Origin of the sequence: Pseudoselenomonas ruminantium, assembly GCF_900113715.1 — a bacterium.
GTDB lineage: Bacteria > Bacillota > Negativicutes > Selenomonadales > Selenomonadaceae > Selenomonas_A > Selenomonas_A caprae.
In genome coordinates, this window is the sequence record NZ_FOQK01000040.1 from 1 (window position 1) to 12,500 (window position 12,500).

At 50.6% G+C, this 12,500-nt stretch carries 12 protein-coding genes; 5 read left to right on the forward strand and 7 right to left on the reverse strand.

The features are described from left to right. The 3 genes from BM181_RS14410 to BM181_RS14420 form a co-directional block, all read left to right on the forward strand. On the forward strand, nucleotides 1–257 hold a 257-nt coding region (locus BM181_RS14410), incomplete at its 5' end, for an IS3 family transposase (RefSeq protein ID WP_143092225.1). A gap of 335 nt (nucleotides 258–592) precedes the next feature. Then, nucleotides 593–847 (forward strand): type II toxin-antitoxin system RelB/DinJ family antitoxin, encoded by a 255-nt coding sequence (locus BM181_RS14415; RefSeq protein ID WP_075445813.1) that lies wholly within the window; start codon nucleotides 593–595, stop codon nucleotides 845–847. Then, the gene (locus tag BM181_RS14420; RefSeq protein WP_075445814.1) at nucleotides 840–1,097 is read left to right on the forward strand and encodes a Txe/YoeB family addiction module toxin; all 258 of its coding nucleotides are present in this window, start codon (nucleotides 840–842) and stop codon (nucleotides 1,095–1,097) included. Before BM181_RS14415 ends, BM181_RS14420 begins: the two co-directional genes overlap by 8 nt. Nucleotides 1,098–1,465: 368 nt before the next feature. Here the strand turns inward: BM181_RS14420 and BM181_RS14425 are convergent, their stop codons facing one another. Together BM181_RS14425 and BM181_RS14430 are read right to left on the reverse strand one after the other, a co-directional pair. Then, nucleotides 1,466–2,800 (reverse strand): NlpC/P60 family protein, encoded by a 1,335-nt coding sequence (locus BM181_RS14425; RefSeq protein ID WP_177207221.1) that lies wholly within the window; start codon nucleotides 2,798–2,800, stop codon nucleotides 1,466–1,468. An 11-nt stretch (nucleotides 2,801–2,811) separates the two neighbouring features. Beyond that, nucleotides 2,812–4,221, reverse strand: a complete 1,410-nt coding sequence (locus BM181_RS14430; protein WP_075445816.1) for a protein O-GlcNAcase — start codon at nucleotides 4,219–4,221, stop codon at nucleotides 2,812–2,814. 161 nt (nucleotides 4,222–4,382) lie between these two features. Here BM181_RS14430 and lexA point away from each other — a divergent pair, with 161 nt between their 5' ends. Beyond that, nucleotides 4,383–4,997, forward strand: coding sequence for a transcriptional repressor LexA (gene lexA / locus BM181_RS14435; protein WP_075428044.1), 615 nt, complete (start codon nucleotides 4,383–4,385; stop codon nucleotides 4,995–4,997). 89 nt (nucleotides 4,998–5,086) lie between these two features. Here the strand turns inward: lexA and BM181_RS14440 are convergent, their stop codons facing one another. The 5 genes from BM181_RS14440 to BM181_RS14460 all read right to left on the reverse strand — a co-directional run bounded on the left by BM181_RS14440 (nucleotide 5,087) and on the right by BM181_RS14460 (nucleotide 11,893). Further along, the gene (locus BM181_RS14440; RefSeq protein WP_075428045.1) at nucleotides 5,087–6,331 is read right to left on the reverse strand and encodes a methionine gamma-lyase family protein; all 1,245 of its coding nucleotides are present in this window, start codon (nucleotides 6,329–6,331) and stop codon (nucleotides 5,087–5,089) included. A 5-nt stretch (nucleotides 6,332–6,336) separates the two neighbouring features. Further along, nucleotides 6,337–8,139, reverse strand: a complete 1,803-nt coding sequence (gene hflX / locus BM181_RS14445) for a GTPase HflX (RefSeq protein ID WP_075445817.1) — start codon at nucleotides 8,137–8,139, stop codon at nucleotides 6,337–6,339. Between the two features lie 9 nt (nucleotides 8,140–8,148). Continuing rightward, nucleotides 8,149–9,150, reverse strand: a complete 1,002-nt coding sequence (locus BM181_RS14450) for a nucleoid-associated protein (RefSeq protein WP_075445818.1) — start codon at nucleotides 9,148–9,150, stop codon at nucleotides 8,149–8,151. After that, nucleotides 9,147–9,881 carry a hypothetical protein gene (locus BM181_RS14455; protein WP_075445819.1) on the reverse strand — a complete coding sequence of 245 codons (735 nt, stop codon included), beginning with the start codon at nucleotides 9,879–9,881 and terminating at the stop codon, nucleotides 9,147–9,149. The genes BM181_RS14450 and BM181_RS14455 overlap by 4 nt, the downstream gene beginning before the upstream one ends. Before the next feature lie 173 nt (nucleotides 9,882–10,054). Continuing rightward, nucleotides 10,055–11,893, reverse strand: coding sequence for a flagellar hook protein FlgE (locus BM181_RS14460; RefSeq protein WP_075445820.1), 1,839 nt, complete (start codon nucleotides 11,891–11,893; stop codon nucleotides 10,055–10,057). A gap of 370 nt (nucleotides 11,894–12,263) precedes the next feature. Between BM181_RS14460 and BM181_RS14465 the strand changes: the two genes are divergently transcribed. Beyond that, the coding region (locus tag BM181_RS14465) for a transposase (protein WP_143092226.1) at nucleotides 12,264–12,500 on the forward strand (237 nt) is incomplete at its 3' end.

The window sequence follows — 12,500 nt, forward strand, 5'->3', positions numbered from 1 at the left end:
GCTATGTAGGCCGATTAAAGGAAGAACGAATTTTTCAAAGTATGTCTCGCAAAGGCACCTGTCTGGATAATAGCGTGATGGAAAATTTCTTTGGCCTGCTAAAACAGGAAATCTATTATGGGCATACCTATCACAGCTTCGAAGAACTTGAACGAGCTATACGGCATTACATCACATACTACAATAAGCACAGAATCAAAGCTAAGCTGGGGTGGCTCAGCCCAGTAGATTACCGTTTACGTCATGCCGCAGCATAAAAAACCGGTAGCAGCAAATAATTGCTACTACCGGTAAGGTCTAACTTTATGGGGTCACTACAGACAATGAAGCTGGTATGGACTTTATTTTTTACTGGGTATTGGCTATAGCTGTATGTCCGGCCGCACTTGCGTGTTCTGACTATGGCCATATAATCAACCTCTTAAATTCGATTCTTTTCGAGGATGATTATCCCATGGCATCGGCATGCTATTCCTACACCGATGTGTAGGAATTACTGATAACATATAATTCAACAAGCAGATTGATAGTAATATGTATTTACATTGTTAGTGCTTCATGCTATAATTTTATACAAAAGGAGGGATTTACCATGAAGGCAACCACACTCACGATGAGAGTTGACCCCCTGCTTAAAGAACAGGCAGAGGCTTTATGTGCGGAGATGGGACTGACACTGTCCACGGCATATACCATGTTCCTGAAGGCAATGGTAAGAACCAGGTCAATACCTTTCCCGATAACAGCTGATCCGTTTTATAGCAAGAAGAATCAGGCATACCTTGCTGAATCCATAGCCGAGCTGGAGGCCGGCGAAGGAGAGGAGCACGACCTAATTGATGTGTAAAAAATGGTCTGGCCGTGCTTGGCAGGAATATCTTGACTGGCAGTTGGAGGATAAAAAGGCCTTAAAGCGGATAAACTCGCTGATAAAAAGCGTAGAGCGCGATGGCGTGCTGGAAGGCATCGGCAAGCCCGAACCACTCAAGCACAACCTGCAGGGCTGGTTCAGCCGCCGGATTGATGATGAAAACAGACTGGTATACCGAATCAGAGAAAACACCATAGAGATTGCCCAATGTAAAGGGCACTACTAAAAAGCCGTCCCGATCGTGAGACGGCTCATTTTTTTGCTGTTGTTAGGAATTGATTAAAATTTGTCGCTCAGGCAGAAAAATGTATATAAAAGCATATGCAAGTGTTTTCCCAAACAAATATCTAAAAAGCTAATAACGACGCGCTTTCTAAGCGATTTTCATAAACGCATATTAACACATATAAAAAATATCCGCATAACTTCCGATAAGTATAAATTATCGGAAGTAAATTATCGAGTAAAAATATAAGGGCGCTCAGAGCTTGTTCCTGCGGTTTTATCTGCTGATGCATAAACTTATATGCACGATGCTTTTAAAACCGCTCAGAACAGCTCTGAGCGCCCCATTTTTTTCACGCTGAAAATTTTTTATTTTATGCTGCCGATACTGCTCATACCATCGATGGTTTGGGTGCCTTGACTGTTTTGATATGTCAAATCTGATACGATGACTTGGCGGATGTAGTGTTTCTGGGCATCGACCTTATAATCGTAATAGCTGCTGGCTGAATGGATGACCATCGGCACACCGGCGTCGTTCTGACCGATGGTCATCATGACATGGCCGGGTTTGAAGCAAAGCGCCCCAGGTTTTGCCTTCTTGACCTCGTCGTAGCGTTCTGTTGTCGACAAACCAACCAGCGGTTGATTGACTGGCAAGGCAGCCTCCTGCTGATCGGCATCTCTGGGGATTTGGATGCCCATGCTGCGATAAACATCCTGGACAAAGGACGAGCAGTCAACGCTTTCGTCCTGACCGCCCCATCCATAGACATCGCCTAGGAAGCGGAAGGCTTGGCGGATGGTGTTGTTGTAGCTGTATGGCAGGTAGCCTTGATGCAGGGTGCTGTCCAGCTGCACAGGCGTGGGGACGATTTCAAGCCGGCCAGCGGCATCTCTTGCTGGCAGCTGCAGTGCCAGGCGGCCATTCGCATCTTTTTTGCAGGGGATGGTGGCCCCCATCTGATAAAGTTCTTCTGCCCCCCCGCTGGCCGCGAGTTTCTTTTTGTTGCTGATGACCACCACAAAATCCCTGGGCTCTACGAAGTTCAGCCATGTCTTGTAGTCGGTCAACGCGACGTTGGCAGCCGCCAGCCAGCCTTGATAATCCTTGGACTGGACGAAATAGAACTTGCCATCACGGCTGACCGCCAGCACCGCAACAGACTGGGCCGGATCGATTGCCGTGCCCTGGAGGTTATCGTAATGGATATCGTTGGGAGCACTGTACCAGCCATCGCTGGTCGGCAGCAGGCGTATATCGCCGCGCTGCGTAGTCACACCGTATTGTACTTCTACTTTTTCGGACAGACTGTCGATGTTGCAGTTCTGACGGACGTATTCCCATTCCGCAGGGGTAAGGATATGGTTGCCTGCATAGTCCTCAGGCTTTTCGCCCGGCCAATAATCCTGCATGGCGGCAAAGATGCGGTTTTTGACCTGTTGACCAGTCAGCGTGGCCGGGAAATCGACCAGATCGCGTAAGGTATCATTACGGGCCCGCAGGGAGTCATTGAGTTTTTGGATGTCCTCCGCTGAAAGGAGAACTTTCTCCCCTTCGGGCTGCCGTGCCGTCCAATATTCAGCCGTTGCCTGCTCGCCTTGGACAGCAATCCCTGCTTCCGCAGCTGGCATGAGCCCCGCAAAGCCATAGGCAGCTGCCATTGCAGAAGCTGCCACGCAGAAATAGTTCTGGTAGTTCATCATAAACCTCCTTAGTCCATACCAAGCGAATGCGCCAGTTCATCCACGAAAGCACGCGCGGATGTCTCGGCGATGCGCGCCTGCGCGTCGTACTTGGCAACCGCCGCACGCTGGCGGTTGAACGCCGCTTTCAGCGCCTGATCCTCTGGCTGCTCGCGCAAGCGCATCCCTGTCAGATCTGCGTCGACGATGCGGATCAGCTGCTCAAGCTGGGGACGGCATTCTGCCAGCGTTCTCTCCGGCAGCGAAAGCTGCAAGGTGTCTGCCGCCTTGCGGAGGCGCGCCAGCTTTTCCCTGACCGTCTGTGCATCTTCGGCGCGGCCGCTCTGCCAATACGCATCGATGGCTTGCCGCAGCTTCCGTCCATCGGCAGGCCCGATCTTGGCCCAGTTGTTCTCCAGATGCTGGGACTCGTCGGCCACAGCTGTCATAGCAGGTGCCAGCTTACCGTACTGCTGCGCAATAGCCTTTTCCCAAGCCGCCTGGGCATCATAGATCTGCGGCTGCTGCGCATAGTCGGCGCCAGTCGCCAGAGCGATCTTGGAAAGCTGCTCATATTTCATCGGATTGAAGAAGATGGCTGGCAGTGCCGTCTTGCCAGGCAGTTTCTCCATCGGCCCCAAGGCCAGTTTGTTTTCCATGTAGTCGGTAACCGGGTAGTTCCACCAGACACCCAGCGAGCGGCCATACAGATCATTGGCCTGCTGCAGCTGTGTATCGCTCAGCCCGTCGGGCACCACGCCATCGCCTGTGTAGAGCACGAGGATCTCGGGCCGCAGAGTTTGCGAGAAGGCCTGCGTATAGGGCTTCTTCGCGCCATCTGTCTGCATATCGCCGTAGAAATACTCCGTCGGTACCGTCAGCAGCGGCTGGACGTCGCTATGGGCCGCAACAAAATGCTCGGACAGCCAGTTCAGGAACTCCGCCTGTCCTTGGCCATCCTTGTCCTTGATATCATCGAAGAAAATAGCGAAATCCCGCACGCCCAGATCATACATGGCTTGCAGTTTGCGCTCCATAGCCAGACGGTCCTGATAGCCCTTGAGTCCATAAAAATGGATATCGAGCCCTGGCGACACGGCAAATATGAAGCGGACATCCTGCGCCTTAGCGGCCTTTATCAGCTCGGCCAGTTCCTGCATCTTGGCCTCTGGATAGGGCTCCCGCCACTTGGCCCGATGGTACGGATCATCCTTGGGCGCATAGATATAGGCGTTGAGGGAATGCTGGCCACAGAAGGCGAGCATATCCAGACGGTCAGCCTGCTGCCACGGCGTACCATAGAAGCCCTCGACGATGCCACGCAAAGGAATCGGTGCCGCCAACGAAACGCTTGGTGCATAAACAGCAGCGGCGGTCATCATACTGCCGGCAGCAACGGCAGTTATTTTTTTCGTTTGGGCAAAGGAAATGAAGCCCATGGAACCCCCCCATTTCTAGCAATCGATTGTAAGTCATATCTTGATTATACCATCTTCCCGTAAAAAATGAAAAATTTTGCGAAAATCAGTTCCATAGCGAACATATATATGGTACAATAGAACATAAGAATAGTTAGTTTCGTTGTTAGGAGGCAATAATTATGCGTAAGACGCAGACTTCCAGTGAGCGCCAGAAAGAAATCTTCCAATACATCAAGTCGTTCCTGCTCGAAAAGGGCTACCCGCCTTCGGTCCGAGAGATTGGCAAGGCCGTAGGCCTCAAGTCCAGCTCGACGGTGCATGGCTACCTCTCCCGCCTGGAGGAAAACGGCATGATCAAGCGCGATCCGACCAAGCCGCGTGCCATCGACATCCTGGATGAGAAGCCCTGGGGCAAGAACGTCGCCGTTCCACTCGTAGGCACGGTCACGGCTGGCATGCCGATCTTCGCAGAAGATAATGTGCAGGATGTCTATTCGTTCCCGCAGAATCTCCTTGGTACGGCTGACAAGACCTTCATGCTCAAGGTATCGGGCGAGAGCATGATCAACGCGGGCATCTACGACGGCGACTTCGTCATGGTCCGCCAGCAGGATTCTGCCAACGACGGCGATATCGTCGTTGCCCTCGTCGATAAAGAAGGTGCTACGGTAAAACGCATCTATCGCGAGAAAGACTGCTTCCGCCTGCAGCCGGAGAACGATACGATGAAGCCGTTCTATGAAAAAGACGTCAACGTCCTCGGCAAGGTAATCGGCATCTATCGTCAGATGTAATGGCTGACATGTCAATCCTATAGTCAAAAATGACCAGTCAAATCGCTTTCGGTTTGACTGGTCATTTTTATTGGACTTTTTCCGGTTGATTATTTGTCAACATCAAGCACTGCCTGAGCTGCGCCCATGACGCCGATCATGGCGTGTTCGAAGGTCAGGCCGCCCTGCAGATAAACGTTGTAGGGTGCGCGCATGGGGCCGTCGGCGCTGAATTCAATCGAGGCGCCCTGGACGAAGGTGCCGGCCGCCATGATGATCTGGTCGGCATAGCCCGGCATATCCCAAGGCTCGGGCGCTGCGTAGGAGTCCACCGGCGAGTATTTCTGGATGCCGCCGCAGAAGGCGATGAGTTTTTCTGCCGAGCCGAGCTCGATGGCCTGGATGATGTCGCCGCGGACATCGGTGGGCAGTGGCAGCGTCTTGTAGCCGAGCTTGGCGAACATGCCAGCGGCAAAGAGCGCGCCCTTGATGGCCTGGGCAACGACATGGGGTGCCAGGAACAGGCCCTGGAACAGCAGGCGGTTATTGGCAAGGCTTGCGCCCAGCTCATCCCCCATGCCCGGTGCGGTCAAGCGGTAGGAGGCCAGCTCCACGAGCTTGTCCTTGCCGGCGATATAGCCGCCCGTCGGAGCGATACCGCCGCCCGGGTTCTTGATCAGGGAGCCAGCCATGATGTCAGCGCCGACCTGGGTCGGTTCGAGGGTGTCCACGAACTCGCCATAGCAGTTGTCGACAAAGCAGATGCAGTCGGGCTTGAGGCGATGGACTTCGGCCGTGATGGCGCGGATGTCTTCGATCGAGAGCGGATTGCGCATGCTGTAGCCGCGGGAGCGCTGGATCTCCACCATCTTCGTCTTGTCGGTGATGACGTTCTTGATGCCATCCATATCGACCTTGCCATCAATCATCGGCAGCTCGTTGTAGAGCACGCCGAATTCCTTGAGGGAGCCGGGGCTCGGGTTGTCGTAGCCGATGACGGTCTGCATCGTATCGTAGGGTTTGCCCGTCAGCGAGACGAGCTCATCGCCGGGACGCAGGATGCCGAATAAGACCGTTGCCAGCGCATGGGTGCCCGAGACGAACTGCGTGCGCACCAGAGCGCGCTCGGCGCCGAAGATATGAGCGTAGAGCTCCTCGAGCTTGCCGCGACCGATGTCGTCGTAGGCATAGCCCGACGTGGTGTTGAAATGGGCATCGGACACCTTGCATTCACGCATGGCATCGAGTACCTTCAAGGTGTTGGCCTCAGCGACTTCATCGACATGGGCGAAAAGCGGCTGGGTCTCGGCAAGGACCTCTTTCTTGAGGTCAAGGATCTTCTGGGAAAATGACACGAAAATTACTCCTTACTATATGGTAGATATTTATCTTTCTCGGAAACGGGCAGGCTGACTTCGACAAGGGTCCCCTGCTCGACGTATTCGGTGGAACGTACGGCGTTAAGCGCATGCAGCTCCGTAATCATGCCGCCCTTATCGTAGGGAATCAGGAGTGTCAGCTTGATCTGGCTTTCCTGGAAAAAGCCTTCGATTTTAGCCTGCAGGGCCGCAAGATTCTCGCCTGTGCGCGCAGAGATGCAGATGCCTTCACGGTCATGCAGCATCTGCTGGCGCAGATTGTCGTTGTCGATGCGGTCGGCCTTATTGAACACATAAAGCGTTGGCTTCGTTTCGGCGTCAAGCTCTTTCAGCACTTCGATAACTGCAGCGATTTGCTGCTCGAAATTCACATTGCTGCAATCGACGACATGCAACAGCATATCAGCCTCCTGCACCTCTTCGAGCGTCGCGCGGAAGGCCGTGACGAGCGTATGCGGCAGTTTCTGGATAAAGCCGACGGTATCGGTCAGCAGGATTTCCTGCTTCTCGGGCAGTACGAGATGCCGCGTCGTCGGGTCAAGCGTTGCAAACAGCTTGTCCTCAGCAAAGACCTCCGCCCCTGTGAGCTTATTGAGCAGCGTCGATTTGCCCGCATTGGTATAGCCGACGAGCGCGACCAGCGGAATCCGCGATTCCTTGCGGCGGACGCGATGCAAATCGCGGCTTTTCTTTAGCCCTTCGATTTGTTTCTCGATATCATGGATCTTGGCATATATCCGACGGCGGTCTACCTCAAGCTTCGTTTCGCCGGGGCCGCGTGTGCCAATGCCGCCGCCCAGACGCGAGAGCACGAGGCCCTGACCGCCAAGGCGCGGCAGATTGTACCTCAGCTGCGCAAGCTCGACCTGCAGCTTGCCTTCGCGCGAGCGGGCGCGTTGGGCAAAGATATCGAGAATCAACGCCGTGCGGTCAATGACCTTGACTCCGAGTATCTGCTCGAGATTATGCTGCTGGGACGGCGTGAGTTCATCATCTAAAATCAAGAGATTGGCGTTGGTGTTCTGAATCTCCATCGCAATCTCGGATACCTTGCCCTTGCCGAGGAAAAAGGCCGCGTCGGGCTTTTCCTTGCGCTGGGTGAACTGGCCGACTATCTTGGCGCCAGCCGTATCGGCAAGCCGGGCAAGCTCGGCCATCGACTCCTCGATGGTCCAGAGCTGCTGGCCCGGACGCTCGACACCTGCGAGGATGGCACGTTCCTCTTCCGCATCGGTATTCTTCAGATTCTGCGCGCCGAGCTTTTTGTTGACGACGGTCACGAGCATATTGAGGTTGATTTGGTCAAGTACTTTTGATTTGACCGGACCGAGCTGTGACAGCTCTTCGACGCCGGCCTCGTTCTGTTCCCCCGTGAAAAAGCCCAATGAGCCGATGATGCCTTCTTTATGATGGCGTCCGATAGCCGCCATGCAGTCGAAGCGCAGACGGCGCAGGGACGACAGATCCGGCTCGCTTAAGCGCACGTCGCCGCTTGGATGCGTATGGATGCAGCGGATACCGGAAAGCCGGCGGTCGCTGCGTGCCTGCCGCTGGAACTCGGGCAAATCGACCGTATCGGCATCGCCAAGCGACACCTGTACGATCCTGCCCTGCCGGTTGATATAGACAGCGACCTCGCGCTCGAGGATGTCGGTAATCTCGAGCATGCGCTCATTGAGCTCCTTGGTCGAAAGCTGCCCGATGGGCACGGAGAGCTCATAGATGGCCTTGAGTTTATCCAATATGTAGGTTTTGATATTTGCTAAATCGCCATTTACCTGCATAATCGCTCCTTATCCGCGGTTGATGATGTTCGAGATATGCTTGAGCGTAATCGACAGTGTCCCGTCGTCGTTGTTGTTGAACTCGACGAACTCGGTATTATCGAAGTAATCCGTCGGGATGGTCAGCTCGATGCCCGTATCAGTCTTGAGCTTATGCTTGCACATCTTCTTGAGCGTGGCTTCCTGATCCATCTTGACCGGCTCGGTAAAGCCTGCCTCTTTGATGGCCGTGTCAAAATCAGCCTGCATCGAAGGATTTTCTTTGAAGATTTCCTTGCCGGCCTCGACTAAGTCAAGCGCATCGCTTGCCTGCATGTTTTCCGCCACATAGCTCTTGACGGCCGCTTCGGTGGCGACCTTGTCCTGCCCGTAAGCCTCGGCGACTTTAGCTGCCGTCTTGCTGAGATTCTTGATGGCTTCCTTCGGCGAAGGTGTCAGGCTGCATTCGAGCAGGATTTCGGGAAAGACCTGGATGCTGTTGCCATCGATCGTATACTTTTTCGCACAGACCGAGACTGCCTTGGTCTCCGTATTGACGAAGGCGAACTCCTCCATCTTCTGCGTGAGACTGGGCATGATCGAATAATGGTTGATGATTTCGTTCTTGATGCCGTTTTCGGTCTGGTTGACCTGATGCGTGTAGCCGATATGGCTGTTCGACTTGAAGACGACGATCTGCCGCTGATCGTCGATACGCACGTCAGCCACAATCACATCGGCTGATGCCATTTCCTCCGCATGCGTGAAGGCTTCCTCGAGCGTATGCGTGATTTCCTTGGAAAAGGGCACGAAGCTCATCTCGCCGGACAGATAGTCATTGAGCTTTTGCTGGAACGCACTGTCATCATAAAACGTCCCTGGCTTCGCGTCCTGGCTGCCCCAGGATTTTTCGATATGTTTATAGAGAAATGTCTCGATGCTGTCCTTGACCGTAAGCTCCTCATCGGAGTAGACGGTCATGCCGGAATTGAAATCGAGAATATGCAAGATGGCTTTATCAATGATAATCATACGGGCGGTTCTCCCTCCTCTTTCTGTGCCTTAGCCGCATGGTCAGCTGCCTCTTTCTGCGCGCGGGCACGTACCTCACGCAGACGCGGCAACATATGCTGATGGAGTTTTTCCTCGAGCTCGGGCAGCTCATTGGAGTCAAAGTCGTAGTTGACGTCGGGGATATTCCAGATGCGGGCTTCGGCAAAGAACTCATCGCGATAAATATTATAGTAAACCGTAAAGCTGCTCTCCAGTGCAAAGTCGACATAATCGATGACGATATACGAGCCATTGTTGATCTTGACTGGCTGCGCCGGCCGGATAAAGAGCGTAAATCCCTCCAATGTCTCAGGCAGCTTGGCACCGTTTTCCCATTCCATGATTTTCTTATCGCGGACAATCGAACTAAGCGCGGCAGGATTGAACTCCATCATATCCATGAGCATCTGCTCGAACTGCTTGACCAACAGCTGCTCGAAGTCTGCGAGCTTGGCCGTGATGAACTCGATGCGGCAGAACTCAATGAGACCAATCTTGAGGCGCACCTTGTACTCGTGGGTTTCCTCATGAAAATAAACGATGGCGCTTTTATGCAATTCTTCATTGACATAACGGTAAAGATCGTAGCTGTCTTTGTCAATCGATTTTGACCGGTCAAGGGTAAAACCATGCCAGTGCTCCGGCAAAGCCTGCATATACTGCCAGCCGTCAATCTCAGCGTCGACCTTCTCGATTGTCTCATCCTTCAACTCACACACCCGCTTTCCTAGGAGTCTACAAACAAATATTATACCACGAAACGCCCGCGAGGACTACTTTTCCTGAAAGAAAAGGCAATCGCCAGACTAATGGCGACTGCCCCTTAGATTTATATGAAATGAATCGAAATAAACCCAGCGAAAACGATACATGCTAACAACGTTTAACGTTTCATATTTACAGCTGTCTCAACCATTTCATCGCCAACAGTTATAATTTTAGCATTTGATTGTAATCCACGTTGGGTTATAATCATACTTGCAAATTCATCCGCCACATTAGCATTCGACATCTCCAGTGCCCCTGGAGTTAAGACAGTTCCATACTCGCCAGCTTTTATCGTTAGCGGGACACCTGAATTGCCACTTTGCTGATAAAGACTTGTGCCTGTCTTCAAAAGCCCGGCCGAATTGCTGAAGTGTGCTAATGCAACCTGTGCCTCAGGACGACGCACACCATTCGTGTATATCCCCGTAATAACACCATTAGAGTCAATTCGTACTTCTTTGAGTGTTCCATCAGCACCACCATTGCCTTTAGAATATACTGTGGTTTCGCTAGGATATTGCGTTACTTTGTTAAAGTCAACGGTAATATTTTGTCCGGCTAGATTCAAAATCCCTGTTGTATCCCCACTGGAATCAGTTGTCAAATTCCCCGCAGCATCAAATAGTAGTTCGGCTACAGGAAAAGACAGCGATAGTTTGTTTCCATTTGCATCAGTAATATCCGAGGTAACTGTTTGCCCCTTGGTTACAGAAGTATCTGGTGTTAATGACACTAGCCACTTCCCATCAGAAGTTGTATCGTCCTCTCGAATAAAATACAATGGAATTGTATGCTTTTCTCCCGAACTATCGTATACAGTTGTGTTTGTAACTACAGGCAATGATTTACCAACGTTATAAGTGCCATCGGTTTTCACAACTGTTGTACCATCGCTGAAGGTAAGGGTTACGGGTTTTGACTCACTGGCAGTAGCTGTTGTTACTTGCAGTTTTCCGATACTCTCTGTTAAAGCTGAATTCAATGTAAAAGTAATATCTTCTGTCCCATCGGTTATAGTAATTGTATTACTTCCTATCGTAGCTCCATCCTTTTTTACTTGCCACGTCTTAGTCGTATCCATATCCTTATCCATACTAATAGCCGTATATTGTTGGCCAGCGATTTTCAAGGTAAGCGGATATTGAGTGGTTACACTACCTTGTGTAAGAACATCCATCGTACGAAAATCTACATCGGTCCCTTTTGATATTTCAAAAGTAGCAGCTGGAGTTATTTTAACCGTTGCAGTACTGCCATCCCCAGCTTTAATTGTTGCAGTAGTAGCTCCCAATGGAACATCATTCTGAAACACCCATGTGTTTCCATCAGCAGGTATATTCCATATGTGAAGCTCTTTCCCTCCCAATCTAACAGACATTAGCTCATCTGTATCAACTGTAATACCTGTTATTGTCGGCACATTCGCATCCAAATTATCAACATAAGTTACTAAATCCGTAGCATTCACTAACGACTTACCTAAAGAAACTGTAATATCCCTAATTCCGCCAGTTGTGTCAATTACACCATTATTTGCCATCCATCCCTGCACAAAATGACCACTGCCGGGCAAAACGAAATTTCCCGCCGCATCAAATTCAAAAGCACCATCACGTGTATAGTATGTCTGATTGCCACCCCTAACTACAAATAAGCCATCTCCCGAAAGGCATAGGTCAGTATTTTTACCGGTAACCATTGGCGCACCATCTTTGAACAGTAAATCTATGCTTGCAATATTCATTCCCAATCCTACCTGTTTAGGATTAGTACTGCCCGTGTTGCCATTACCATTAGAGGCATCCTGCATTTTCTGCGAAAGCATATCAGCAAAAGTAGTACGGCTTGATTTAAATCCTACCGTATTGACATTGGCAATATTGTTGCCAACAACATCCATACCACTTTGATGATTTTTTACCCCTGAAAGCCCTGTGTATAACGAACGCATCATAATCAATAAGCCTCCCCAAGATTCATTATAACTGTTGCATACCGTATTTATTATGTTTCAAGATTATTTTAACTTACGTAAAAAATACCATGTTATGATTTACTTCATGGTATCTTTGATTTGCTACAAAGCTATATATTTGTAGTTTAATTTCGACACAGTCTTCTTTTTTCCTGCCAATTCACAGAATTTTTCATCTTGAGAAATCTATGGTATAGCTTCGTTTAAAAACACATTAGAGTACCCATTTACAGAAAAATTAAATATTTCAATTGTAAATTACAAAATCAAAAGCCCACCAGATTTGATATGCTCCCTATTAGGTAGACAGAAGAAATAATAAAACTGTCTGCTTGATAGGGAGCATTTTATGTACAAGAAGAGATTATCACCCGAAGAGAAAATCCACTTCATTGAAAAGTATAAACGTGGAGAGGGCAGTTATGCCTCCATAGCCGCGGATGCAGGTGTTGACAGAAGATCCTTCAGGCAATGGGTTCGTAACTATGATGCTTGTGGCCCGGATGTATTCTTCAAACGACATCATCAGCGCTATTCTGTTGAGTTTAAGGAAACTGCTATCCACGATTATCTTTCTGGCGTGGAT

Coding starts and splice junctions, on each gene's coding strand:
- BM181_RS14415 (WP_075445813.1), top strand. CDS start 593: ATGAAGGCAACCACACTCACGATGAGAGTTGACCCCCTGCTTAAAGAA.
- BM181_RS14420 (WP_075445814.1), top strand. CDS start 840: ATGTGTAAAAAATGGTCTGGCCGTGCTTGGCAGGAATATCTTGACTGG.
- BM181_RS14425 (WP_177207221.1), bottom strand. CDS start 2,800: ATGAACTACCAGAACTATTTCTGCGTGGCAGCTTCTGCAATGGCAGCT.
- BM181_RS14430 (WP_075445816.1), bottom strand. CDS start 4,221: ATGGGCTTCATTTCCTTTGCCCAAACGAAAAAAATAACTGCCGTTGCT.
- lexA (WP_075428044.1), top strand. CDS start 4,383: ATGCGTAAGACGCAGACTTCCAGTGAGCGCCAGAAAGAAATCTTCCAA.
- hflX (WP_075445817.1), bottom strand. CDS start 8,139: ATGCAGGTAAATGGCGATTTAGCAAATATCAAAACCTACATATTGGAT.
- BM181_RS14450 (WP_075445818.1), bottom strand. CDS start 9,150: ATGATTATCATTGATAAAGCCATCTTGCATATTCTCGATTTCAATTCC.
- BM181_RS14460 (WP_075445820.1), bottom strand. CDS start 11,893: ATGATGCGTTCGTTATACACAGGGCTTTCAGGGGTAAAAAATCATCAA.